The 23410-nt window shown below is 69.1% G+C and carries 22 protein-coding genes; 11 read left to right on the top strand and 11 right to left on the bottom strand.

Annotated features, from left to right (window positions below; genetic code table 11):
* Positions 1-15: 15 nt before the first annotated feature.
* Positions 16-804: a hypothetical protein gene (locus KF892_08255; protein MBX3624988.1), complete on the bottom strand. Its 789-nt coding sequence runs from the start codon at positions 802-804 to the stop codon at positions 16-18.
* A gap of 80 nt (positions 805-884) precedes the next feature.
* On the bottom strand, positions 885-3281 hold the full coding sequence (locus KF892_08250) for an EAL domain-containing protein (protein MBX3624987.1): 2397 nt from the start codon (positions 3279-3281) through the stop codon (positions 885-887).
* A gap of 221 nt (positions 3282-3502) precedes the next feature.
* On the opposite strand from KF892_08250, the gene KF892_08245 reads away from it, so the two are divergent.
* A complete protein-coding gene (locus KF892_08245; GenBank protein ID MBX3624986.1) occupies positions 3503-4375 on the top strand; it encodes a dienelactone hydrolase family protein in 873 nt (290 codons plus the stop codon).
* Between the two features lie 86 nt (positions 4376-4461).
* The gene (locus KF892_08240; protein ID MBX3624985.1) at positions 4462-5244 is read left to right on the top strand and encodes a ZIP family metal transporter; all 783 of its coding nucleotides are present in this window, start codon (positions 4462-4464) and stop codon (positions 5242-5244) included.
* Between the two features lie 97 nt (positions 5245-5341).
* Here KF892_08240 and KF892_08235 read toward each other — a convergent pair whose 3' ends face one another.
* From KF892_08235 to KF892_08220, 4 genes are all read right to left on the bottom strand, one after another.
* Positions 5342-5776, bottom strand: coding sequence for a universal stress protein (locus KF892_08235; GenBank protein ID MBX3624984.1), 435 nt, complete (start codon positions 5774-5776; stop codon positions 5342-5344).
* 99 nt (positions 5777-5875) lie between these two features.
* On the bottom strand, positions 5876-6718 hold the full coding sequence (locus KF892_08230) for a sulfurtransferase (GenBank protein ID MBX3624983.1): 843 nt from the start codon (positions 6716-6718) through the stop codon (positions 5876-5878).
* Positions 6719-6725: 7 nt separating this feature from the next.
* A complete protein-coding gene (locus tag KF892_08225; GenBank protein ID MBX3624982.1) occupies positions 6726-7601 on the bottom strand; it encodes a DMT family transporter in 876 nt (291 codons plus the stop codon).
* A gap of 26 nt (positions 7602-7627) precedes the next feature.
* Positions 7628-8755 carry an aromatic ring-hydroxylating dioxygenase subunit alpha gene (locus KF892_08220; GenBank protein ID MBX3624981.1) on the bottom strand — a complete coding sequence of 376 codons (1128 nt, stop codon included), beginning with the start codon at positions 8753-8755 and terminating at the stop codon, positions 7628-7630.
* Between the two features lie 263 nt (positions 8756-9018).
* Here KF892_08220 and KF892_08215 point away from each other — a divergent pair, with 263 nt between their 5' ends.
* The 3 genes from KF892_08215 to dxs are packed head-to-tail and all read left to right on the top strand — an operon-like array spanning position 9019 to position 12036.
* A complete protein-coding gene (locus KF892_08215) occupies positions 9019-9261 on the top strand; it encodes an exodeoxyribonuclease VII small subunit (protein ID MBX3624980.1) in 243 nt (80 codons plus the stop codon).
* On the top strand, positions 9258-10148 hold the full coding sequence (locus tag KF892_08210; protein MBX3624979.1) for a polyprenyl synthetase family protein: 891 nt from the start codon (positions 9258-9260) through the stop codon (positions 10146-10148). Before KF892_08215 ends, KF892_08210 begins: the two co-directional genes overlap by 4 nt.
* A 1-nt stretch (position 10149) precedes the next feature.
* Positions 10150-12036, top strand: coding sequence for a 1-deoxy-D-xylulose-5-phosphate synthase (gene dxs / locus KF892_08205; GenBank protein MBX3624978.1), 1887 nt, complete (start codon positions 10150-10152; stop codon positions 12034-12036).
* An 89-nt stretch (positions 12037-12125) separates the two neighbouring features.
* Here dxs and KF892_08200 read toward each other — a convergent pair whose 3' ends face one another.
* On the bottom strand, positions 12126-13256 hold the full coding sequence (locus KF892_08200) for an acyl-CoA thioesterase (protein ID MBX3624977.1): 1131 nt from the start codon (positions 13254-13256) through the stop codon (positions 12126-12128).
* Between the two features lie 147 nt (positions 13257-13403).
* On the opposite strand from KF892_08200, the gene KF892_08195 reads away from it, so the two are divergent.
* From KF892_08195 to KF892_08180, 4 genes are all read left to right on the top strand, one after another.
* Positions 13404-14660 (top strand): lipoprotein-releasing ABC transporter permease subunit, encoded by a 1257-nt coding sequence (locus KF892_08195; GenBank protein ID MBX3624976.1) that lies wholly within the window; start codon positions 13404-13406, stop codon positions 14658-14660.
* The gene (locus KF892_08190) at positions 14653-15330 is read left to right on the top strand and encodes an ATP-binding cassette domain-containing protein (protein ID MBX3624975.1); all 678 of its coding nucleotides are present in this window, start codon (positions 14653-14655) and stop codon (positions 15328-15330) included. Before KF892_08195 ends, KF892_08190 begins: the two co-directional genes overlap by 8 nt.
* A gap of 91 nt (positions 15331-15421) precedes the next feature.
* Positions 15422-17644 (top strand): PAS domain-containing protein, encoded by a 2223-nt coding sequence (locus KF892_08185; GenBank protein ID MBX3624974.1) that lies wholly within the window; start codon positions 15422-15424, stop codon positions 17642-17644.
* On the top strand, positions 17641-18009 hold the full coding sequence (locus KF892_08180) for a response regulator (protein MBX3624973.1): 369 nt from the start codon (positions 17641-17643) through the stop codon (positions 18007-18009). Before KF892_08185 ends, KF892_08180 begins: the two co-directional genes overlap by 4 nt.
* Positions 18010-18012: 3 nt before the next feature.
* Here KF892_08180 and KF892_08175 read toward each other — a convergent pair whose 3' ends face one another.
* From KF892_08175 to KF892_08160, 4 genes are read right to left on the bottom strand one after another with little or no spacing between them, the layout of a single operon-like run.
* On the bottom strand, positions 18013-19041 hold the full coding sequence (locus KF892_08175) for a VWA domain-containing protein (protein ID MBX3624972.1): 1029 nt from the start codon (positions 19039-19041) through the stop codon (positions 18013-18015).
* Positions 19022-19990 carry a DUF58 domain-containing protein gene (locus tag KF892_08170; GenBank protein MBX3624971.1) on the bottom strand — a complete coding sequence of 323 codons (969 nt, stop codon included), beginning with the start codon at positions 19988-19990 and terminating at the stop codon, positions 19022-19024. Before KF892_08170 ends, KF892_08175 begins: the two co-directional genes overlap by 20 nt.
* On the bottom strand, positions 19962-20963 hold the full coding sequence (locus KF892_08165; protein MBX3624970.1) for a MoxR family ATPase: 1002 nt from the start codon (positions 20961-20963) through the stop codon (positions 19962-19964). Before KF892_08165 ends, KF892_08170 begins: the two co-directional genes overlap by 29 nt.
* A 9-nt stretch (positions 20964-20972) precedes the next feature.
* Positions 20973-21935 carry a trypsin-like peptidase domain-containing protein gene (locus tag KF892_08160; protein ID MBX3624969.1) on the bottom strand — a complete coding sequence of 321 codons (963 nt, stop codon included), beginning with the start codon at positions 21933-21935 and terminating at the stop codon, positions 20973-20975.
* 131 nt (positions 21936-22066) lie between these two features.
* On the opposite strand from KF892_08160, the gene KF892_08155 reads away from it, so the two are divergent.
* Both KF892_08155 and KF892_08150 read left to right on the top strand, forming a co-directional pair.
* Positions 22067-22882 carry a TatD family hydrolase gene (locus KF892_08155; GenBank protein ID MBX3624968.1) on the top strand — a complete coding sequence of 272 codons (816 nt, stop codon included), beginning with the start codon at positions 22067-22069 and terminating at the stop codon, positions 22880-22882.
* A gap of 7 nt (positions 22883-22889) precedes the next feature.
* Entirely contained in the window at positions 22890-23408 is a 519-nt protein-coding gene (locus tag KF892_08150) for a DNA-deoxyinosine glycosylase (GenBank protein MBX3624967.1), read from the top strand.
* Positions 23409-23410: the final 2 nt, after the last annotated feature.

The raw sequence follows: 23410 nt of genomic DNA, 5'->3' as shown, positions 1-23410 counted from the left end.
GGCGGGTCGTGCGGCTCAGAACTCCCAATCCGTCGTATTGGCGTCGACGATCTCGGGCATCTCCGGCAGTTGCTCGCCACTCAAGCTCTTGACGAGCAGATCGGCAGCCTCTTGGCAGAGGGTCTGAAGCGTCTTGCGCAGCTCGTCCGTGTTCATCTTGTCGGCATCGGCAGCAGATCCGACAAAGCGCTGGGGGCCAAACACCAGCACCATGTCGGCCCAGGCGAGCTTGCCGCTCGGAAGGTTCCTGACCTGGCCGACGACCTGCACGAACGGGCGATACGACTTGCGGAACCCGAGTTGTTCGTTGCCTACGCGAGCGCCCATGCCGTACTTGACCCGGAAAGCGGCCACGTTGGTGAGCTTTTCGCCAGTCTTCGGGTCGACAACGTGTGGCGCCCACCCGGCGGTGGCGCGGACTTGCGCCTGGATCTGCTCCCTGGCAACGCCGTCTTCCACGAACTTGATGCCGACTTGCGGAAGTGCTCCTAGACGGTCCTTCAGCGCTTGGGAAAAGTATTGAGTGGTGTCGAAAGCGCCGAGGTTCTTCTCGAAATCGTTGACTTCGAGCCGCGGATTGGTCTGAGGGGGTTGTGCCCCGGGCGCGGTGGCAGCGATGGCGCCTCCCACGGCGCCGCCGACGATTTGCCCCGCAATGTGCTTTAGGAGGAAGCGCTCCTGGAAATAGCTTGTGGTGTACACCGTGCCCAGCGCTACGCAAGGCGCGCTATTGCAGACCTTGTTTTCTGGTTCGAATTTTTGCTTCAGGGGCCCCGCGCATCCAGCCAGCACGACGGTGGCCACGACGGCAACCAGCAGTCTCCAAATCTGAACCATGAGTTTTTGGTGTTAGTGAGTGAGGCGGCGAGCGTACCGCAAGCACGTCAGGCAACGTTGCGGTCAATGGCAGATGAGGCCGCAGGCTCGGGCGCCTCGCTGCGGGCGCGCAGGAAGTCGAGCACGTCGTCGTTGCGGATGGGCGGCGAGATCAGGTAGCCCTGTACCGCGCCGCAGTGGTGCTCGCGCAGCACCTCGACGGCGCGTTCGTCTTCCACACCTTCGGCGAGGGTCTCCATGCGCAGCGCGTTGGCCATCTCGATGGTGGCGCGCACGATGGCGCGGGCGTCGGGGCGGGTCACGATCTCGCGCACGAAGCTGCGGTCGATCTTGAGTTGATCGAAGGGGAAGCGGCGCAGGTAGGCGAGCGACGAATAGCCGGTGCCGAAGTCGTCGAGTGCGATGCGCACGCCCAGCTCGCGCAAGGCGTGCAGCTTGGCGAGGGTGATGTGGCTGTCGCCCATCAGCACCGACTCGGTGATCTCGATCTCGAGTCGCTCGGGCCGCAGGCCGCTCGTGGCCAGGGCGTGCGCCACGTCGGCGCGCAGGTCGCGGGCCATCACCTGCAGCGGCGAGAGGTTGACCGCCACGCGTACCCGCTCGGGCCAGGCGCGGGCCTCCTTGCAAGCCTGGTGCAGCACCCATTTGCCGATGTCGTGGATCATCCCGGCCTCTTCGGCCACGGGAATGAACTCCTGCGGCGGCACCTCGCCGAGCTCGGGGTGCGTCCAGCGCACGAGCGCCTCGAAGGCGCTCACGCGGTTGTCGTCGAGGCGGACCTGCGGCTGGAAGACGAGGTGCAGTTGCTGGCCGGGGATGGCCTGGCGCAGGGCGCGCTCGAGCCCCAGGCGCTTGACGACGCGCGCTTCCATGCTCTCGGTGTAGAAGCTGAATTGGCCACGCCCGGCGGCCTTGGCGGCGTAGAGCGCGAGGTCGGCGTGCTTGAGCAGCACGTCGGCCTCGAGCCCGTCGCGCGGGGCGATGGCAATGCCCAGGCTCGCGCCGAGCGGCACCGTCACGCCGCCGATCTCGCAGGGCTTGCTCAGGGCGTAGAGCACGCGGCCGGCGACGAGCGCCACCTCGTCGGGCGAGTTGATCTCGCGCACGATGAGGCCGAACTCGTCGCCCCCCAGGCGCGCCACGATGTCGCCGGTGCGGCGCGAGGCTTCGAGGCGCTGGCCGACCACGCGCAGCAGCATGTCGCCCATGTCGTGGCCGAGCGCGTCGTTGACGGTCTTGAAGCCGTCGAGGTCGAGGCACAGCACGGCGCATTGCTCGCCGCTCTGGCGCACGCTCTCGAGCGCGTTGTCGAGCTCGATGCGGAAACGGTGGCGGTTGCTGAGGTTGGTGACGGCATCGAAGTGGGCGAGCTGCCACACGTGCTGCTGCGCCTCGCGTGCGGCGGTGACGTTGGCGACCACGCCGCGCCAGCCGCCGCCGTCCACCGGCTTGGCGGTGAGCGACCACCACACCGTGCGCTGCGCGAGCCACACCGGCAGCTCGATGTGGCCGAAGGGCGTGCCGTCTTCCAGGTGCTGGGCGAGCTTCTTGAGCGCCGCGGCGCCTTCGCTGGCCGTCGCGATGGGCAGGCGGCGCTGGCGGCGCGCCAGCACGTCGACCAGCAGCCGGCCTTCGAGCGCGCTCTGCGCTCGGCTGAGAAGCCGCGCCATGCGGCGCGAGACGCGCACCAGGCGGCCTTCGGCGTCGACTTCCCACAGCACGTCGGCCGCGTTCTGCTCGAAATCGCGCAACAGCAGGCCGATGGTCTCGCGGTGCTCTTCGGCGCGCAGCTCGGCCACCATGCGGGCCTTGAACATGCGCGACCACGACAGCACGCCGTAGAGCATCACCAGCAGGTAGGCCAGCAGCAGCACGGCGAGCGTGCCGGCCGCATCGGAGCGCAGCTGGCTCAGCGCGATGGCCGCACCGGCCGCCACGAGCAGAGGGAAGGCGGTGCCGGCCCGGCGGACGGGCGCAAGCGCCGTGGCCCCGGCGCAGACGATGCCCACGGTGATGGCCGTCAGCACGAGGAACTGCTCCGGCGATGCCACCACCGTGAGGAAGGGCAGCGGCAGGGCCCAGAGCAGCCCGAGCAGGACGGCATGCAGCGTGACGCGGTTGGTGGTGCGGCGCGAGGCCTGTGCGCGTGGCATCGAGCCGCGCGCACGCCACCAGGCGCGGGTGCCCCAGCCCACGGCCAGCAGCACCAGCGCAAGCCAGGTGAGCAGCGCCCACGAGGGCGTCGCCTCGCGGAAGGTCCAGCCCAGCGTGACGGCGCCCACCACGTTCGACACCACCACCACCGGCGTGAGCGTGAGCACCGCCTGCACCTGCATCGCGCGCAGGCGGCCGCGCAAGTCTTTGGCCGGCGAGCCGGCCAGTTCCGACGGCTCGGCCTCGGTCGGAGGCACGCTGTCGACGACGGAGACCAGGGTTTCTCGCACGGTGGGACGGGCAGGGCAAAGCAGCGAATGGGCGAGGATTGCCGCTGCCGCGGGCCCGCGCAAGGGCGCGGGTGCACGAGCCACAGCCGCCGCGCGAAAAGTGCCGCTTTTCGAGGTGGGGCGAGGCGCCCCCGCAGGCGCGGGGTGTGGCCCTCGCTGTGCACTGTTTCACACCGCTTCCTAGAATCGCGCGCTCCTTCCACCCCCTTTCGGAGACCCGCATGCTCAGCAAGGACCTGGACAGCCTCACCCCCAGCCGCGAGTTCAACCGCCGCGGCTTCATGCAGACGGCCGTGGGCAGCGGCTTTGCCGCCGCCGTGCTGCCGGTGACCGCACAGACGATCAAGACCGACACCGCCGGCCTGACCGCGGGCGAGGTGACGATCCCGGTGGGCGACTTCAAGATGCCCGCCTACCGCGCCGCGCCCGCCGGCAAGACGGGGTTGCCGGTGATCCTCGTGATCTCCGAGATCTTCGGCGTGCACGAGCACATTGCCGACGTGGCGCGCCGCTTCGCCAAGCTCGGGTATCTCGCCATCGCGCCCGAGCTCTTCGTGCGCCAGGGCGATGCGAAGTCGTACACCGAGATCGCCAGGCTGATGAGCGAGGTGATCGCCAAGACGCCTGACGAGCAGGTGATGCGCGACCTCGACGCCACCGTGGCCTGGGCCCAGGGCCACGGTGGTGACGCCGGCAAGCTGGGCATCACCGGCTTCTGCTGGGGCGGCCGCATCACCTGGCTCTACACCGCGCACAACCCGGCGGTGAAGGCGGGTGTGGCCTGGTATGGCCGGCTGGTGGGCAACAGCACGCCGCTCACGCCGGCGCACCCGGTCGATGTGGCCACCAAGCTGCAGGGCCCGGTGCTGGGCCTCTATGGTGGCGCCGACACCGGCATCCCGGTTGACACGGTTGATAAGATGAAAACCGCCTTGAGCACCGGCAGCGCAGCGGCCAAGAAGTCGGAATTCGTGGTCTACCCCGACACGCCGCATGCCTTCCACGCCGACTACCGGCCGAGCTACCGCAAGGAAGCGGCCGAAGACGGATGGAAGCGCGCGGTGGCGTGGTTCAGGGCGAACGGCGTGGCCTGAAACCTGCGTCAGTCGAAAGCGAGCCGCGCACCCCGCGCGGCTTTTTTGCGCGGGCCGAGGTTTCTCGCGGCTTTTTTTGTGATCCGATGACGCTCCTTTACATCCTCGCGGCCACGCTTGCCGGCGGCCTGCTCTCGGTGCTGATCGCCGCCAGCCTCACGGTGGGCGTGCTCAGCCGCGTGGTGCACCACCTGGTGAGCCTGTCGGCCGGCGTGTTGCTCGCCACCGCGCTGCTCAACGTGCTGCCCGAAGCCTTCGAGAGCAAGGCGAGCCCGCAGGCACTCTTTGCCACGCTGCTGGCCGGGCTGATCTTCTTCTTCCTGCTGGAAAAGGCCGAGCTCTACCGCCATAGCCACCACCACGAGGGCGACGGCCACCACCACCATCACCACTTCGACCAGCAGCAGGCAGGCCGCGGTGGCTGGAGCGTGCTGCTCGGCGACAGCATCCACAACTTCTGCGACGGCGTGATCATCGCGGCCGCCTTCCTGACCGACACGCAGGTGGGCATCGTGACGGCGCTGGCGATCATCGCCCACGAGATCCCGCAGGAGGTGGGCGACTACATCGTGCTGCTCAATGCCGGCCTGTCGCGCTCGAAGGCGCTGCTCTACAACGCGATGTCAGGCCTGTCCGCCGTGGCGGGTGGCGTGCTCGGCTACTTCGTCGTCGGCCCGTGGGTCGACCTCTTCCCCTACCTGCTGGTGGTGGCGTCGAGCAGCTTCATCTACGTGGCGGTGGCTGATCTCATTCCCCAACTTCAGCACCGCCTGTCGATGCGCGACACCATCGCCCAGCTCGTCTGGTTGGCGGTGGGCATGGTGACGATTGCCCTGGTGGTGCAAGCAATCCACGGGCACGCGCATTGATCTGAGCGGACGATCCAGCAACGCCCCGGGGAACCGGCTTTGCCGGGCCCCTGGGGTGGCGCCCCTTGGGGGCAGGAGCAAAGCGACTGGGGGGCCTCTACCTCACCACCAGCACGGGGATGTTGGTGTGCGTGAGCACCTTCTGCGTCTCGCTGCCGAGCAGCAACGCCGTCACGCCGCGACGGCCGTGCGAGGCCATCACGATCAGGTCGCACTCGTGGCGCTTGGCGTGGTCGATGATGGCTTCCCAGGGGTGCAGGGCTTCGACGGTCTGCGCGTCGCACTGCAGGCCGCTCAGCTCGGCGGTGTCTCTCACCTCCTTGACCCGGGCGGCGGCGATGCGCTCCTGCGCGTCGAAAAACTCCTGCGGCGGCGTGGGCTGCATCTCGGAGATCGCGCTGTAGGGGAAGGGCTCCTTCACGCTCAGCGTGTAGAGCTTCGCATTCACGGACTTGGCCAGTGCCACGGCGGAGGCCAGGGCCTTCTTGGTGATGTCCGAGCCGTCGGTGGGAACCAGGATGCGCTTGAACATGATCAGCTCCTGTGGCGAACGGAAGCGTTCAGCGTGAACTTATCGCCGTCGCAGGGGCTGGTCAACCATGCTGCGCACCGAGCCGACGTAGGTCAACGCCTACGGGGCCGCGCCTTGCACCATGGGGCGCGACGGGTCGCTGCACCATTCGCTCCACGAGCCCGCGTACAGGCGTGAACGGCCGAAGCCGGCCACTTCCATCGCCAGCAGGTTGTGGCACGCGGTGACGCCGGAGCCGCAGCTGTGCACGACCTGGCGCTCGTCGGTGAGGAGGGCGTCGAATTCGCGCTTGAGCTCGTCGGCCGGCTTGAAGCGGCCGTCGGGCTGGAGGTTGTCCTTGAAGAAGCGGTTCACGGCCCCGGGGATGTGGCCGGCCACGGCGTCCAGCGGCTCCACGTCGCCGCGGTAACGCTCCGGCGCACGGGCGTCGAGGATGAGCACCTCGCGCAGGCGCTGCTGCAGCTGGGCAGCGTCGATGCGCGGCATGGCGGGCGGCAGGTCGGGGTAGGACGCGGCCGGAGGCATGGCGGGCGTTTCGGTGCTCAATGCGCCGCCTGTGGCTTGCCAGGCGGGCAGGCCGCCGTCGAGCACCGCCACTTCGTCGTGGCCCAGCCAGCGAAGCACCCACCAGGCGCGCACGGCGAACATGCTGCCCTGGCGGTCGTAGGCGACGACCGGGGTGGTGGGTGTGATGCCCAGGCTGCCGATCCACGCGGCGTAGGCCGTTCGATCGCGCAGTGGGTGGCGGCCGTTGCGGCCCGTCTTGGGCGCCGACAGGTCGCGGTCGAGGTGGGCGTAGCGGGCGCCGGGCAGGTGGCCTTCGGCGTAGGCACGCTCGCCGGCGGCGGTGTCGGCGAGGTCGAAGCTGCAGTCGAGCAGCACGGTCTCGGGGCGGCGGGCGAGCAGGTCGCGCAGGTCGGCGGCGCTGATCAGCGGGTGCATGTGAAGCTCAGCTTTCTGTCGGGGTGGTGGTGTCCTTGAAGGCGGTGCGGCTGCGCAGCAGCGTGGCGCCCAGGCCCGAGGCGACGATGAAGCACATGCCGAGCACCGCCATCCAGGTGATCTTGTCGTGGAAGAGCAAGGCGCCGTAGATGAACGAGAAGGCGATGCCGAGGTATTGCAGGCTCGCGTTGACGAGCGGGCGGCCCACGCCATAGGCCCGCGTCATCATCATCTGCGCCACGGTGGCGAGCACGCCCACGGCGAGCAGCAGCACCGGGCCTTGCCAGGTGGTGTGCCAGGTGAGACCGCCGCTTGCGAGCGCAGTGCCCAGGCCCAGCAGCATGCCGCCGAGGGAGAAGTAGAAGACGATGCGGTACACCGGCTCGCCTGCGCGGCCGAGCGCCGTCACCTGCAGGTAGGCGGTGGCCGCGAGCACGCCCGACATCAGGCCGATGAGGCCGTGCCAGAGCTGGTTCTGCTCGATGGTGGGGCGCAAGATGAGCGCCACGCCGATGAAGCCCAGCAACACGGTCGCGACCAGCCGGCCGTCGACCCGCGAGGTGCCGAGCATCACCGCGCCACCGATGAGGAAGAGCGCCATCCACACCGACGACATGTAGTTGAGCGTCATCGCGGTGGCGAGCGGCAGGTTGCCGATGGCGTAGAACCACAGGCCGAGCGCGAAGACGCCGCTCACGCTGCGCCAGAAGTGCATTGCCGGCACGGTGGTGCGCAGCGTGCCGTTCTGGCGTTTCGCCACGATGGCGAGCACCACCGCGCCCACCATGCCGCGATAGAAGACGATTTCCGCCGTGCCGTAGAGCTCGGACGCGAGCTTCACGCACACGCTCATGGTGGCGAAGAGGAAGGACGCCAGCACCATCAGCGCCGGCGCGGAGAGTCCTCGCATCAAGCTTTGAAGTTCATCGTGCGGCGGTACCAGGCATGGAACTCTTCCATCCCGTCTTCCATTGGCGACTGGTAAGGCCCGGCTTCGTTGTCACCACGCTCCCAAAGCGCCTTGCGGCCCGCGTCCATGCGAAGGGCGATCTCGTCGTCCTCGACGCAGGTTTCCATGTACGCGGCCTGCTGAGCCTCGACGAACTCGCGCTCGAAGGCGGTGATCTCCTCGGGGTAGAAGAACTCGACCACGTTGAGCGTCTTCTGCGGGCCCTTGGGGTAGAGCGTCGACACCACCAGCACGTGCGGGTACCACTCGACCATGATGTTCGGGTAGTAGGTGAGCCAGATCGCGCCCTGCTTCGGCGGCTGGCCGTCGCGGAACTTGAGCACCGCCTCGTGCCACTTGAGGTAGGTGGCCGAGCCGGCTTTGGCGAAGCCTTTGTTGACGCCCACCGTCTGCACCGAGTGGTGGCGGCCGAACTCCCAGGCCAGGTCGTCGCAGGTCACGAACTGCGAGAGGCCGGGGTGGAACGGGCCGACGTGGTAGTCCTCGAGGTAGACCTCGATGAAGGTCTTCCAGTTGTAGTCGCACTCGTGCATGTGCACCTTGTCGAGCACGTAGCCGCTGAAGTCGAGGTCGGCGCGGGGGCCGAGTTGCGACAGCTCGGCGGCGATGTCGCGGCCGTTGTCCTCGAAGACCATGCCGTTCCACGTCCGCGTCTTGTAGCGGTTGAGGTGCAGGCAAGGGTCTTGCTGGAAGTGCGGGGCGCCGATGAGCTGGCCCTTGAGGTCGTAGGTCCAGCGGTGCAACGGGCAGACGATGTTGGCCCCGGTGTGCCCACGGCCTTTCATCATCACGGCCTGGCGGTGGCGGCAGACGTTGGAGATCAGCTCCACGCCCTGTGCAGTGCGCACCAGCGCACGGCCTTCGCCCTCCTGCGGCAGGGCGTAGTGGTCGCCGACCTCCGGCACGGCGAGTTCGTGCCCGAGGTAGCGCGGGCCATGCTGGAAGATCAGCTCCAGCTCGCGGCGATGCAGGTCGTCGTCGAAATAGGCGGAGACAGGGAGCTGGAGGCGAGGGTGCTCCAGGTGAGAGGGTCCCAGAGCGGGGAGAGCAAGGCTCAGGTCAGACATGATCCCGAGGTTTCCTTTTGACCGATGGTGAACGTGCCACCCAGGGCCGCAAGCCTTCGGGTGGGGCTCATCGCTGCGCACGGCGCGGACGGGTTCGGTACTTGCCAGACCCGGTCATTCAGCGAAGGACGAGGATTGTAGCCAGCGGTGTCGATGGCCCTTTCGGGGGTACGTGGTTGACTCGCATCACCTCTGGGGCTAGGCGTTTGGCCGGGGCATTGCGGAGGTGCCGGCTGACTACAATCCCGGCTTTGCGCACCAAGATGGCCAAGACCCCTCCCACCCCGCCTGCCAGCCCGGCGCCTGCGAACTACGAAGATGCCCTGGCCGAGCTGGAAGCCCTGGTGGCGGCCATGGAAGGCGGGCAGCTCCCGCTCGACACGCTGCTGCAGAACTACCGGCGCGGTGCCGACCTGCTCAACTACTGTCGCGAGCGGCTCGACGCGGTCGAGCAGCAGGTGAAAGTGCTCGAAGAGGGCCAACTCAAGCCGTGGAAGAACGAATGATGCCGGTCGATTTCGAGTCGTGGTGCCGCGCCCAGCTGGACACGGTCGAATCGGCGTTGTCGGCTTGGGTGCCGCTGCAGGCGCCGGCCGGCCTGGGCCAGGCCATGCGCTACGGCGTGCTCGATGGTGGCAAGCGGCTGCGCCCCTTGCTGGTGCTGGCGGCAGCCGAGGCGGTGAATGGCAGCGAAGGCGAAGCGGCCCTGCGTGCCGCCTGCGCGGTGGAGCTGATCCACGCCTACTCGCTGATCCACGACGACATGCCCTGCATGGACAACGACGTGCTGCGCCGTGGCAAGCCCACGGTGCACGTGCAGTTCGGCGAAGCCCAGGCCATGCTGGCCGGTGACGCGATGCAGGCGCTGGCCTTCGAGGTGCTGACGCCCGAGCAGGGCGTGCCGCCCGTGCTGCAGGCGCGCCTGTGTGCCTTGCTGGCGCGCTCGGCTGGCCACGCCGGCATGGCGGGCGGCCAGGCCATCGACCTCGCGAGCATCGGCATCACCCTCGACGAACAGTCGCTGCGCGACATGCACCACCGCAAGACCGGTGCCCTGCTGCAAGGCAGTGTGCTGATGGGCGCAGCCTGTGGCCAGGTCACCCCTGCGGCGTGGCAGGCCCTTTCCGACTATGGCGATGCCATCGGCCTGGCCTTCCAGGTGGTGGACGACATCCTCGACGTGACCCAGGCGTCTGAAACCCTGGGCAAGACCGCTGGCAAAGACCAGCATGCGAACAAACCCACCTACGTGTCGGTGCTGGGCCTCGATGCGGCCCGGCAGCACGCCCGCGAGCTGCGCGAGAAGGCGCTCGCGGCGCTGGCGCGCAGCCACCTGCCCGACGTGCAGCGGCTGACCGACCTCGCCAACAAAGTGGTGGACAGGGACTGCTGAGATGACCACAACCAACCACGCACTGCTCAACACGATCCAGAGCCCGGCCGACCTGCGCAAGCTGTCGCGTGTCGAGCTGAAGCAACTGGCGGTCGAGCTGCGCGACTTCGTGCTGCAAAGCGTGTCGCAGACCGGCGGACACCTGTCGTCGAACCTCGGCACGGTCGAACTCACCATCGCCCTGCACCACGTCTTCAACACCCCGCACGACCGCATCGTGTGGGACGTGGGCCATCAGACCTACCCGCACAAGATCCTCACCGGCCGCCGCGAGCGCATGTCGACGCTGCGCCAGTACGGCGGGCTGTCGGGCTTCCCGCGCCGCGACGAGAGCGAGTACGACACCTTCGGCACCGCGCATTCGTCGACCTCGATCTCGGCCGCACTCGGCATGGCGGTGGCCGCCAAGATGCGCGGTGAAGACCGCCGCTCGGTCGCCGTGATCGGCGATGGCGCGATGACCGCCGGCATGGCCTTCGAGGCGCTCAACAACGCGGGCGTCGCCGGCGCCAACATGCTCGTGGTGCTGAACGACAACGACATGTCGATCTCGCCGCCGGTGGGCGCGCTCAACCGCTACCTCGCGCGACTGATGAGCGGCAAGTTCTACGCGGCCGCCCGCGACACGGCCAAGACCGTGCTCAAGAACGCGCCGCCGCTCTTCGAGTTGGCTCGTCGCTTCGAGGAGCATGCGAAGGGCATGGTCGTGCCCGGCACGATCTTCGAAGAGTTCGGCTTCACCTATTTCGGCCCGATCGATGGCCACGACCTCGACTCGCTGATCCCCACGCTCGAAAACCTGCGCGACATGAAGGGGCCGCTGTTCCTCCACGTCGTGACCAAGAAGGGCATGGGCTACAAGCTCGCCGAGGCCGACCCGGTGGCCTACCACGGCCCGAGCAAGTTCAACCCCGCCGAGGGCCTGAAGAAGCCGGCCACGCCGCCCAAGCCCACCTTCACGCAGGTGTTCGGCCAGTGGCTGTGCGACATGGCCGCGGCCGACGAGCGGCTGGTGGGCATCACCCCCGCCATGCGCGAAGGCTCGGGCATGGTCGAGTTCGAGCAGCGTTTTCCCAAGCGGTATCACGACGTGGGCATCGCCGAGCAGCACGCCGTGACCTTCGCCGCGGGCCTGGCCTGCGAGGGCATGAAGCCGGTGGTGGCCATCTACTCCACCTTCCTGCAGCGCGCCTACGACCAGCTCATCCACGACGTGGCCCTGCAAAACCTGCCCGTCGTCTTCGCGCTCGACCGCGCCGGCCTGGTGGGGGCCGATGGCGCCACGCATGCGGGTGCCTACGACATCTCGTACCTGCGCTGCATTCCCAACATGAGCGTGCTGACGCCGTCCGACGAAAACGAGACGCGCCAGCTGCTCACCAGCGCCTTCAAGCAGGACCACCCCACCGCCGTGCGCTACCCGCGCGGCTCGGGCGCCGGCGTGGCCGTGCAGCCGACCCTCGACACCCTGCCCTGGGGCCAGGGTGAAGTGCGCCGCCGCGGCGAGCGCATCGCGATCCTCGCCTTCGGCACGCTGCTTCACCCGGCACTGGCGGCGGCGGAGAACCTCAACGCCACGGTCGCGAACATGCGTTTCGTGAAGCCGCTCGATGTCGCTCTCGTGGCGGAGCTTGCGCGCAGCCACGACGCCATCGTCACCGTGGAAGAAGGCTGCCTGATGGGCGGCGCCGGCACTGCCGTGCAAGAGGCCTTGCAGGCCGCGCGCATCGAAGTGCCCGTGCTGAGCCTGGGCCTGCCCGATGAGTTCATCGAGCATGGTGACCCGGCCAAGCTGCTCAGCTTGTGTGGCCTCGACGCCGCAGGCATCGAGCAATCGATCCTGAAGCGCTTCGGCGCACGGCCTGCGTTGCTGGCCGTGAACCGCTAGGTCGTTCGGCCCCCCAGTCGCTCACGCTCCTGCCCCCAAGGGGCGCCACCCTGCGGCCCGGCAAAGCCGGTTCCGCGGGCGTTGCTTGATCAAGACCCTCCGCCGGTGTTCTTGTATTCGCGCAACCGGTTGCCCGACGCGCTGAAAGCGCGCCCCGAGGTCGAGGTGCCCCATGGGGCCTGCAGCTTGATGTGGCTGTCGAGCGTGCTCTCGCGGATCACCGCCTGGCCGTTCGGCGAGCTGCCGGCGATGTAGGCGCCGGTGCTCACGCCTTCGTCCCAGCTGCGGCCGAGCGAGATCACGTTGCTGCCGGTGCTGCTGTCCTTCGTGAAGTGGCTGCCCGAGAACAGGAAGCCGTAGGCATTGCCCGCCGCGGTGGCCGGTGCGATGTGGTTGCCGTTGTTGCCCCAGCGAGTCGACAGGTACTTGATCGTGCAGCTCTCGAACACGGCGGTCCCGCGGCCGAAGATGAAGTCGACGTCGCCCTGCACGTAGCTCGACTTGAAATACGAACGTGCGATGGTGCTGTAGCCAGGTGTCGAGAGGAAGAGCGTGTCCTGGTTGCCGAGCACGCGCACGTTGTCGAACACGAGCTTGTCGCCGGTCGTCATCAGCGCGACGGCCTGCACGTTGCTGCTCGACGAGCCTTCGTTGAAGTCGTTGGCAAAGGTGAGGTTCTTCGCGTGGAAGTCGCGTGCCGCCACCGTGAAGGTGGCGCTGCCGATGGTGCCGTAGCTGGTGGAGCCGGTCTGCGGGTTGCACGGGTTGGCCGCGGTGCTCGACGACTTCGACTTGCCCGCGTAGTTGTTGTAGACCAGCACGGTCTTCGACGCGTCGGTGTTGGTGCTGTAGAGCGTGATCGGCGGCTTGCTCGACGGCACGCAGGTCACGCCGCGGTAGGTGCCGGGCTTGATGGCGATGTAGACCCGCGCCGTGCCGCTGGCGGCGTTGATGGCGGCCTGCACGGTGCTGTGGGTGCCGGTGCCGTCGGCGGCCACGGTGTAGCGTGCGCTGAAGGTGCTCACGTCGCCGGCGCCGCTCGGGTTCCAGTTGTCGGTGCTGGGCGAGCCGATGGCGCCGCTGCGCGCCAGGTACTTGGCCTTGGTGTAGTTGGGCGCTTGCGCGTCCGACAGTTGCGGGCGCTGGGCCGAAACGGTGGCGGCGGCCGCGGCCAGCGGCATGAGCAGCAGCGCGAGCCACGAAATGCGGGACGGGTGCATGAAGGTCTCCTGGGTCTTGTTGGAATCGAATGATTATTGGACGGTCGTGCAAATCATCCGGCCGGGCATTCCCCAGGGGCTCGCAGCAAGTCGTGCCAAGCGTGCGGGCCCAGGCTGTGCAGGGCCCTCGGGTAGCATCCGCGCACCATGAATTGGCCCTATGAATTGCAAATCGGCTGGCGCTACACACGCGCCGGCCGTGCCGGTCGCCGCAACGGCTTCATCTCCTTCATCTCCGGCGTGTCGATGCTCGGCATCGCGCTCGGCGTGGCGGCGCTGATCATCGTGTTGTCGGTGATGAACGGTTTCCAGAAGGAGGTGCGCGACCGCATGCTGTCGGTGGTGGCGCACGTCGAGGTGCTCGAAGGGCAGGGCGCCGGCCTGCCCGATTGGCGCGCCACCGCCGCCAAGGCGCGCGAGAACCCACAAGTGGTCGGCGCGGCCCCGTTCGTGGCGGCGCAGGCGCTGATCGCGCGCGGCGACGAGATGCGAGGCGCCGTGGTGCGCGGCATCTCGCCCGACGAAGAGGCCACCGTCACCGACCTGGCCGCGCAGTTGAAGGACACCACGCTCGCCCGCCTCGTGCCCGGCCAGTGGGGCATCGTGCTCGGCAGCGAGCTCGCCCGCCAGCTCGGCGTGCGTGCCGGCGACAACGTCACCATCCTCGCGCCCGGCGGGCAGGTCACGCCGGCCGGCGTGGTGCCGCGCCTGAAGCAGATGACGGTCGTCGGCACCTTCGACTCCGGCCACTACGAATACGACAGCACGCTCGCGCTCATTCACCTCGACGATGCGCAGCGCCTCTTCCGCGTCGAGGGGCCGACCGGCGTGCAGCTGCGCCTGAAGAACCTGCACGAAGCGCCCACCGTGGCCTACGAGCTGAGCGCCGCGATGGGCTCGCAGTATTACGTGCGCGACTGGACGCGCACCAACCGCAACTGGTTCGCCGCGGTGCAGCTGGAAAAGCGCCTGATGTTCATCATCCTCACGCTGATCGTCGCGGTGGCGGCCTTCAACCTCGTGTCCACCCTCGTGATGACGGTGACCGACAAACGCGCCGACATCGCCATCCTGCGCACGCTCGGCGCCAGCCCCCGTTCCATCATGGGCGTGTTCATGGTGCAAGGCGCCGCCTCGGGCGTGATCGGCACGCTCGCCGGCGTGGCGGGCGGGCTGCTGATCGCCTTCAACGTGGGCACCATCGTGCCCTTCATCGAGCGCCTGCTGCACACGAGCTTCCTGCCTGGCAGCGTGTACCTCATCAGCCAGATGCCCAGCGAGCCGCAGTCGGCCGACATCGTGCCCATCACCTTGATCTCTCTTGTGCTCGCTTTCGTGGCCACGCTCTACCCGAGCTGGCGTGCCAGCCGCGTGCAACCGGCGGAGGCGCTGCGCTATGAGTGAATCCGTGATCGAGGCCCGCGGCCTGCACAAGCGTTTCACCGAAGGCGGGCTCGACGTGGCCGTGCTGCAAGGGGTCGACCTCACCGTGCAGCGCGGCGAGACGCTCGCGATCGTCGGTGCCTCCGGCTCCGGCAAGAGCACGCTGCTGCACCTGCTGGGCGGGCTGGAGCTGCCGACGCAGGGCCAAGTGAAGCTGGCCGGGCGCGACTTCGCCAGCATGAGCGCCCGCGAGCAAGGCGTGTGGCGCAACCAGCACCTCGGTTTCGTCTACCAGTTCCACCACCTGCTGCCCGAATTCACCGCGCTCGACAACGTGGCGATGCCGCTGCGCATCCGCCGCATGGCCAAGGCCGAGGCGCGCGAGCAGGCGCGTGCGGTGCTGGCCCAGGTGGGCCTGGCCGAGCGGGTCGACCACCGGCCCTCGCAGCTCTCGGGGGGCGAGCGGCAGCGGGTGGCGATCGCCCGCGCGCTGGCCGGCCACCCGGCCTGCCTGCTGGCCGACGAGCCCACCGGCAACCTCGACCGGCGTACCGCCGATGCGGTGTTCGAGCTGATGCTCGGCCTCACGCGCGACCGCGGCATGGCGCTCGTGATGGTCTCCCACGACGAAGCCCTGGCGGCGCGCTGCAGCCGCGTGCTGCACCTCACGCTCGGCCGGCTGGCAGACTGATCCGGTGCGCGGTGGGGGCGCGCGCGACAAGCCGGCCCGCCCTCGCTAGACTGGCCCCGGCGATTCTTCGCCGCCCCAGTGGACCCCCATCGTGCCGCCCCTCCGCCCGCGTCCGGTTCGTGCGCTGACCCGCCGGCTCGTGTTCGCGGCCATCGTGCCGGGGTGGGTGCTGGCGCTGGTGATGGTGTGGTCGGCCTACCAGCGCGAGCGTGACAACCGCCTCGACGCCATGCTGCAGACCGCCCGCGCGATGGTCTACCAGGCCGACCGCGAGCTGGGCACGAGCATCGCCGTGCTGCAGACGCTCGCCACCTCGACCCGCATCGACGAGGGCGACGATCGCCGCTTCCACGAGCGCGCGAGCGAAGCGCTCCGCAACAGCGGTGGCGACAACATCGTGCTCTTCGACACCACGCTGCAGGGGCGCGTCAGCGTCGCGCACCCGTTCGGCACCCCCTTGCCCAAGGTCCGGCACGACCGTTTCCCGACGGTGTTGACGAGCTTGCAGCCGGCCGTGTCGGATCTCTTCATCGGCGAGGTGTCGCGCCAGCCGCAGGTCGCGGTGGCGGTGCCGGTCGTGCGCGAAGGCCGTGCCATCGCCCGCCTGGAGATGGTCTTCAAGCCGGCGCGCTTCCAGCAGATCATCGAGCGGCAGGGCTTCGACCCGGGCTGGACGGCGGGCATCCTCGACCTCACCGGCCACATCGTCGCCCGCAACCGCGATGCGGCCCGGCACATCGGCCAGCCGGTGGCGCCGGTCGTACAGGAGCAGCTCAGGCGGCACAACGAAGGCATCTTCCAGGGCCACACGAGCGACGGCATCGACACCATCGCGTGCTTCACGCGGTCGAGCACCTATGGCTGGTCGGTGGTGATCGGGATGCCGGTGAAGGTCCTGCACGCGGAGTTGGCGCGCCGGCTCGGGCTCGTGTTCGGCGCGGGCCTGCTGTTGCTCCTGCTCGGCTGGTGGCTCGCGAGTTTCATGGCACGCCGCATCGCCGAGCCGGTGCAGGCGCTGGTGGGCCCGGCGCTGGCGATCGGCCGTGGCGAGCCCGCGATGCCCGCGGCCAGCGAGTTGGCCGAGGCCAACGACGTGGCGCATGCGCTGGCGCAGGCGCAGGCCTTGCTGCAGCAGCGCGAAGACGCCCGCCTGCAGGCCGAGGCCGCGCGTGTCGAGAGCGAATCGCTGCTGCGCCTGGCGCTCGATGCCAGCGAGATCGGCGACTGGGACATGGACCTGCGCACCGGCGAGATCAAGCACTCCGCCCGCCACGACCGCTCGTTCGGCCACGCCGAGCCGCTCGAGCGCTGGACGCTCGACGACTTCTGGCGCCAGGTGCACCACGACGACCACGCCCGCGTGATGGCGCACATGGACGAGACCTTGCGCACCCGCGCGCCCCGCTGGCGCCAGGAGTTCCGCGTCATCTGGCCCGACGGCAGCGTGCACTGGCTCGCCACGAGCGGCATGCTGGTGGTGGAAAACGGTGAGCCTGCGCGACTGCTCGGCATGGTGATCGACATCACCGACCGCGTTGAAGCCGAAGGCCTGCGCGTGCAGCGCGTGCAGCTCGAAGCCGAGAACCGCCAGGTGGTGGAGGCGAGCCGCGTCAAGAGCGAGTTCCTCGCCAACATGTCGCACGAGTTGCGCACGCCACTCAACGCGGTGATCGGCTTTGCCGACATCCTGCGCTCGCCGCTGCTGCCGGCCGATTCGCCCAAGCGCGACGAGTACCTCGGCCACATCGCCAACGGCGGGCGCCACCTGCTCGAACTCATCAACGACGTGCTCGACCTCGCCAAGGTCGAGGCCGGCAAGCTCGAACTCACCCCGCTGCCGCTCGGCCTGCCCGGCCTCGTGGCCGAGGTGACGGGCATGCTGCAGGCCGAGGCCGACCGCAAGCGCATCACCGTCGAGGTGCAGCTCGACCCGTCGCTCCACGACCTGGTGCTCGACCCGGCGCGGCTCAAGCAGGTGCTCTACAACTTCCTCTCCAATGCGATCAAGTTCACCGGCTCCGGTGGGCGGGTGCAGCTGCGGGCGGTGGCCGAAGACGCGGCGTGGTGGCGCCTCGAGGTCGAAGACAACGGCGTGGGCATCGCCGCGGCCGACCAGGCTCGGCTCTTCATGCCCTTCCAGCAGGTGCACAGCGGCCTGGCCAAGACCCACGGCGGCACCGGCCTGGGCTTGGCGCTCACACGCCGGCTGGCCGAGCTGCAGGGCGGCAGCGTGGGCCTGCGCAGCGAGCTGGGCGTGGGTAGCGTGTTCCACGTGCGCCTGCCGCGCCGTGCCGTGGCTGGAGCGACCCCATGACCCCGCCGCTGGTGCTGATCGTCGACGACAACCCGGTCAACCTGGAGCTGGCCTCGATGGTGCTGCGCAGTGCCGGCCTGCAGGTGTGCACGGCGGACGGCGCCGAGGCCGCCCTGCGGACGCTCGCCCACACGCGGCCCGACCTCGTGCTGCTCGACATCCAGATGCCGCACGTCGACGGCCTCGCGCTCCTCGGCCAGCTGCGCGCCGACCCGGCGACGGCCGATCTCGTGGTCGTGGCGTTCACCGCTTATGCGATGAAGGGCGACCGCGAGCGCCTGCTCGCCGCCGGCTGCGACGGCTACATCAGCAAGCCCATCGACGTGGCGAGCTTCGCCGAGCAGGTGCGAGCGCTGCTGCGGTGACCGTCAAGCCACCCGGCCGAACCACCACACCGACAGCGCGGCCGAGACGAGCACCATCAGGGCCGCCGCGGCGGCGAAGAACGCGGTGATCTCGGTCTCCTTCTTCTCGACCACCAGCCGCGAGCTGAGCGACTGGTAGACCTTCTTCAGGTCGTCGGCGGTACCGGCATAGAAGTATTCGGCGCGGGTGAGGTTGGACACGCCCTTGAGCGTCTCCTCATCGAGCCGCACGCGCATCGACCAGCCTTCGAAGCCGATGGTCTCGCCTTCCTTGGTGCCGATGCCCACCGAGTAGACCTTCACGCCACGGTCGGCGGCCATCTTGGCGGCGTCCATCGGGTCGGGGCCGGTGGTGCGCTGGCCGTCGGTCAAGAGCACGATGGCCGCCGACGAGAACGAGCCCGGTGCCACCGGCGTGAACTCCTTCGGTGGCTTGTCGCCGGGGCCGACCGGCATGTTGCGCGCGCCGGTGATCTGCGAGAGATCGATGCCCGCCTCGGGGAAGATGGTGGCGAGCGAGAGCACGATGCCGCTGCCGATGGCGGTGCCGCGCTGCAGCTGGAAGCGGTCGATCGCGGCTTCGATGTCTTCGCGGTTGAGCGTGGGCGGCTGCACCACGGCGGCGGTGCCGGCGAACGACACCACGCCCACCCGCACGCTGCGGGGCAGGTCTTTCAGGAAGGCCTTGGCGGCGTCTTGTGCGGCCACGAGCCGGTTGGGTTGCACGTCGGTGGCGCGCATGCTGCCCGACACGTCCATCGCGAGGATGATGGTCTCCTGCTGCAGCGGCAGCGTCACCACCGCGCGCGGGCGGCTCGCGGCGACGAAGAGCGTGGCCAGCGCCAGCAGCATCAACACCGGCGGCACGTGGCGTCGCCAGCCGGGGCCCTTGCCGGCCACCTGCTTCACGAGCGCGAGGTTGGCGAACTTGAGCGTCACCTTCTTGCGGCGGTGGAGCAGCCACCAGTAGAGCAGCACCAGCAGCGGCAGTGCCGCCAGAGACCAGAGGAATTCAGGCCACACGAAGCTCATCTCGCCCTCCGGTGGTGTTGCCTTTCAGATGGGCCGGCAGGCCAGCCCCCGAGTTGAGCCGCATGCGCTGCTTGCGCAGCTCGACAAAGCGCAGGAGCGTGGCCAGCAGGTCTTCGTCGGTGGCCAGCTCCAGCGTGTCGACGCCCGCGCGGGCCAGCGATTCGCGCAGGGCGCTTTCCTGCTGCTCGGCCCCTTTTTCGTAGCGCGCGCGAAAGCCGGGGTCCTGGGTGTCGACCATGAACTGCTCGCCCGTTTCGGCGTCTTGCAGCGTGACCATGCCGAGGTCGGGCAGGGCCATCTCGAGCGGGTCGTAGAGGCGCACCGCCAGCACCTCGTGGCGCAGGCTCAGTTGCGCGAGTGCCTGGTCCCAGCCCGGGGCACTTAGGAAGTCGGAGACGACGAACACCGTCGAGCGTCGGGGCATCAGCGGGGCGGCGCGTTGCAGCAAGTCCCTCAGCTGCGTGGTGGTCTTGGCTGGCTTGGCCCGGTGCTGCTGCATGCGTTGCAGCAGGTGCAGCACATGGGTGCGGGTGCCGCGTGCCGGCAGCACTTCGTCGAGCGTGTGGCCGTACAGCATGGCGCCGACGCGGTTGCCGTGCCGCGTGAAGAGCCGCGCGAGCGTGGCCACGAACTCGGCCGACACGCTGCGCTTCGTGCGCGCCGAGCCGAAGTCGACGCTGCCCGACAGGTCGAGCAGGAACCACGCGGTCAGCTCGCGGTCTTCGGTGAACTCGCGCACGTAGGGTTGCTGCAGCCGCGCGGTCACGTTCCAGTCGATGTGGCGCACGTCGTCGTGGTGCTGGTACTCGCGCAGGTCGGCGAGGTCGAGCCCCGCGCCGCGGAAGAGCGTGCGGTAGTCGCCCTGCAGCACGCCATCGAGACGGCGGATCACCGTCCACTCGAGGCGCCGCAGGATGGCGTCAGGCGTTGCTGTCTGCGGGGCGTCCATGCATGGGCTTGTCGGGTTTGGGCAGCTTGGCGGTGATGCGCTGGATGAGCTGTTCGGCGCTCATGCCGTCGGCGAGCGCTTCGTAGCTCAGCACCAGGCGATGGCGCAGCACGTCGCCCACGAGGTCGGCCACGTCTTCGGGCAGCGCGTAGCTGCGGCCGCGCAGCATGGCCAGCGCGCGGGCGCCTTCGATGAGGCCGATGGTGGCGCGGGGGCTGGCGCCGAAGCTGATGTACTTGGCGAGGTCTTGCAGGCCGTGCCGTGCCGGCGTGCGCGTGGCGCCCACGATCTTCACCGCGTATTGCGTGAGCGAGGGGTCGACGTAGACCTTGCGGCACTCGTGCTGCAACTCGGCGAGCTGGCCGGTGCTCGCAATCGGGTTGATGCTGACCGGGTCGCCCGTCACCCGCTCGACGATCACGAACTCTTCTTCCTCGGTCGGGTAGTCGACCACCACCTTCATCATGAAACGGTCGACCTGCGCCTCGGGCAGCGGGTAGGTGCCTTCGGTCTCGATCGGGTTCTGCGTGGCCATCACGAGGAAGGGCGAGGGCACCTTGTGCGTCTCGCCGGCGATGGTGACCTGGCGCTCCTGCATCACTTCGAGCAGCGCGCTCTGCACCTTGGCGGGCGCGCGGTTGATCTCGTCGGCCAGCAGCAGGTTGGCGAACACCGGGCCGAGCGAGGTGGCGAACTCGCCCGTCTTCTGGTTGTAGATGCGCGTGCCCACCAGGTCGGCAGGCACCAGGTCGGGCGTGAACTGGATGCGCTTGAAGCTGCCGCGCAGCGCGGTGGCGAGCGTCTTGACCGTGAGCGTCTTGGCCAGGCCGGGCACGCCTTCCACCAGCAGGTGGCCTTGCGCGAGCATGGCCACCATCACGCGTTCGAGGAAGCGGTCTTGCCCCACGACGACGCGCTTCACCTCATAGAGGATCTGCTCCATCAGCGTCGCGGTCTTGGCGTGTTCGGTCATGAAGACTCCTCAGAAAGGTGGCATCCCGGCAGCCGCGGCCGCGTTTTCGATGGGCACGGCAAACCCGATGCCGATGAAGGTGCGCTGCTCCGACGGGTTGAGGATGGCGGTGACGATGCCCACCACGCTGCCGTCCATCGTGACCAGCGGGCCACCCGAGTTGCCGGGGTTGGCGGCGGCGTCGAACTGGATCAGGTTGGTCAGCTTGCGCTGGCCCTGCGGCGAGCGGAACTCGCGCCGCAGGCCCGACACCACGCCACCCGACACCGAGGGCCCGATGCCGAAGGGGAAGCCCACCGCGATCACCTCGTCGCCCGGTTGCAGGTCGGCGGTGGAGCGCATGGTGGCCGCCACCAGATCGTCGGGGATGCTGCGGGCGCGCAGCACGGCGAGGTCGTGCTCGGGCTGCACGCCGATGAGCGAGGCGTCGGACTCGCTGCCGTCGGCGAAGGTCACCTTCAGCCGCCGGGAGCCGGCCACCACGTGCAGGTTGGTGAGGATGGTGCCGTTGTCGATGATCACCACGCCGGTACCGATGGCGTGGTTGGGCACGGGCGGGCCGTTCTCGGTCTTCTTCTTGGCGCTCTTGCCGGGCGCAGTGGTGGCTGCGGGCGCGTCGTCAGGGCCGTCGTCGCCTTCCACCCGTACCACCGAAGGGGCGATGGCGGCGTGGGCCTTGGCATAGGCCGAGGGCAGGGGCTCTTTTTCGAGCGACCGGCGCACCGAGGCGTCGATGTCTTTCTGGGTGAGGGCCGGGCTGCCGGGGGCGAAGGCCCGCTGGCCGAAGGCGCCCAGCACCACCAGCAACACGCCCACCGTGGCCCAGGCCAGGCGCTCGCGCCATGCCGATCGCTTGGTGGGCGCCGCGGGTGCGGCGGCGGCGCGTGCTTCGGGTGCCGACGGCGCCGCAGCGGCGGTCGCGGGCGGCGACGGTTGTCGCGGCGAGCGGCTGTAGAGCGGAGCCTTTCTCATGCCTGCCACCTCCGGGTGTTCACGGGAGACTGCTGGATTCCAAACACCGTCACCTCACGCAGACCGTAGCGGCGACATGCACACCGTATCACGCCGCGGGCGTCTGTGCATGCTCAGGGCATCATCTCGAGATGCACTGGATCGATACGCACTGTCACCTCGACGCCCCCGAGTTCGATGCCGACCGCGACGGCGTCGTCGCGCGTGCCCGTGCGGCCGGCGTGGCGCTGCAGGTGCTGCCGGCGGTGGCGGTGTCGAACTTCGAGACGGTGCGCCAGTTGGCGCATCGGCACGGCCTGGCCTATGCGCTCGGCATCCACCCCTTGTGCGTGAACGATGCCGCGGAATCCGACCTCGCCGCGCTGCATGACGCACTGCAACGGCACCGCGACGACCCGCGCCTGGTGGCCGTCGGCGAGATCGGGCTCGACCATTTCGTGCCCGGGCTCGACCAGGTGAAAGCCCGGCATTTCTACGTCGAGCAACTCAAGCTCGCCCACGACGCGGGCCTGCCGGTGCTGCTGCACGTGCGCCGCTCGGCCGACGCCCTGCTCAAGCAGCTGCGCCGCATTCCGGTGCGCGGCATCGCCCACGCGTTCAACGGCAGCGCGCAGCAGGCGCAGGTCTTCATCGACCTCGGCTTCAAGCTCGGCTTCGGCGGTGCGATGACCTTCGACCGCGCGCTGCAGATCCGCCGCCTCGCCGAGACCTTGCCGGCCGAGAGCCTGGTGCTCGAGACCGATGCGCCCGACATTCCCCCGCATTGGCTCTACCGCACCGCAGCCGAGCGTGCGGCCGGCGAAAGCTCGCGCAACGAGCCCGCGCAGCTGCCGCGCATCGCGCAGACCCTGGCCGGCCTTCGAGGCTGGACGCCCGCCCAGGTGGCCGACATCACCTGGCGCAACGCACACGCCGCGCTGCCCCGGCTGGCCGCTCTGGCAGACTGACGGGCCCATGCCCCTCGCCCCGACTGCCGACGCCGACCTGCTGCGCGGCCTGCCCCCCGTCATCGACCAACGCACGCGACTGCTCGTGCTGGGCAGCTTCCCGAGCGTCGCCTCTTTGACGGCCGGCCAGTACTACGCCCACCCCCGCAACCACTTCTGGCCCTTGCTCTCCGCCCTGTGGGGGCTCGACCTGCGGGCGCTGGCCTACCCGAAGCGCCTGCAGGAAGCGCTGCAGCGCGGCCTCGGCCTCTGGGACGTCTACGCCCACTGCCGCCGCGAGGGCAGCCTCGACAGCGCGATCCGCGACGCCGAGTTCAACGACCTCGCAGCGTTGAAGGCGCGCGCGCCAGCGCTTCAGGCCGTCGCCCACAACGGCGGTGAGTCGGCCCGCGCGATGCGCTTCACCGCCGCGCTCGGCGTGCGCGTGTGGCGCCTGCCTTCCACCAGCCCCGCCAACGCCTCGTGGAGCTTCGAGCGCAAGCTGGCCGCATGGCGCGAGGCGTTCGAAGCCGATGGCATCGCATGAAC

It is taken from the genome of Rhizobacter sp., from assembly GCA_019635355.1.
Taxonomy (GTDB): domain Bacteria; phylum Pseudomonadota; class Gammaproteobacteria; order Burkholderiales; family Burkholderiaceae_C; genus Rhizobacter.
This window is presented reverse-complemented; position numbering and strand designations above follow the sequence as displayed.

What these genes read in the sequence shown, in the direction of transcription:
- KF892_08245 (MBX3624986.1), top strand. Translation starts at nt 3,503, where the DNA reads ATGCTCAGCAAGGACCTGGACAGCCTCACCCCCAGCCGCGAGTTCAAC.
- KF892_08240 (MBX3624985.1), top strand. Translation starts at nt 4,462, where the DNA reads ATGACGCTCCTTTACATCCTCGCGGCCACGCTTGCCGGCGGCCTGCTC.
- KF892_08235 (MBX3624984.1), bottom strand. Translation starts at nt 5,776, where the DNA reads ATGTTCAAGCGCATCCTGGTTCCCACCGACGGCTCGGACATCACCAAG.
- KF892_08230 (MBX3624983.1), bottom strand. Translation starts at nt 6,718, where the DNA reads ATGCACCCGCTGATCAGCGCCGCCGACCTGCGCGACCTGCTCGCCCGC.
- KF892_08225 (MBX3624982.1), bottom strand. Translation starts at nt 7,601, where the DNA reads ATGGTGCTGGCGTCCTTCCTCTTCGCCACCATGAGCGTGTGCGTGAAG.
- KF892_08220 (MBX3624981.1), bottom strand. Translation starts at nt 8,755, where the DNA reads ATGTCTGACCTGAGCCTTGCTCTCCCCGCTCTGGGACCCTCTCACCTG.
- KF892_08215 (MBX3624980.1), top strand. Translation starts at nt 9,019, where the DNA reads ATGGCCAAGACCCCTCCCACCCCGCCTGCCAGCCCGGCGCCTGCGAAC.
- KF892_08210 (MBX3624979.1), top strand. Translation starts at nt 9,258, where the DNA reads ATGATGCCGGTCGATTTCGAGTCGTGGTGCCGCGCCCAGCTGGACACG.
- dxs (MBX3624978.1), top strand. Translation starts at nt 10,150, where the DNA reads ATGACCACAACCAACCACGCACTGCTCAACACGATCCAGAGCCCGGCC.
- KF892_08200 (MBX3624977.1), bottom strand. Translation starts at nt 13,256, where the DNA reads ATGCACCCGTCCCGCATTTCGTGGCTCGCGCTGCTGCTCATGCCGCTG.
- KF892_08195 (MBX3624976.1), top strand. Translation starts at nt 13,404, where the DNA reads ATGAATTGGCCCTATGAATTGCAAATCGGCTGGCGCTACACACGCGCC.
- KF892_08190 (MBX3624975.1), top strand. Translation starts at nt 14,653, where the DNA reads ATGAGTGAATCCGTGATCGAGGCCCGCGGCCTGCACAAGCGTTTCACC.
- KF892_08180 (MBX3624973.1), top strand. Translation starts at nt 17,641, where the DNA reads ATGACCCCGCCGCTGGTGCTGATCGTCGACGACAACCCGGTCAACCTG.
- KF892_08175 (MBX3624972.1), bottom strand. Translation starts at nt 19,041, where the DNA reads ATGAGCTTCGTGTGGCCTGAATTCCTCTGGTCTCTGGCGGCACTGCCG.
- KF892_08170 (MBX3624971.1), bottom strand. Translation starts at nt 19,990, where the DNA reads ATGGACGCCCCGCAGACAGCAACGCCTGACGCCATCCTGCGGCGCCTC.
- KF892_08165 (MBX3624970.1), bottom strand. Translation starts at nt 20,963, where the DNA reads ATGACCGAACACGCCAAGACCGCGACGCTGATGGAGCAGATCCTCTAT.
- KF892_08160 (MBX3624969.1), bottom strand. Translation starts at nt 21,935, where the DNA reads ATGAGAAAGGCTCCGCTCTACAGCCGCTCGCCGCGACAACCGTCGCCG.
- KF892_08155 (MBX3624968.1), top strand. Translation starts at nt 22,067, where the DNA reads ATGCACTGGATCGATACGCACTGTCACCTCGACGCCCCCGAGTTCGAT.
- KF892_08150 (MBX3624967.1), top strand. Translation starts at nt 22,890, where the DNA reads ATGCCCCTCGCCCCGACTGCCGACGCCGACCTGCTGCGCGGCCTGCCC.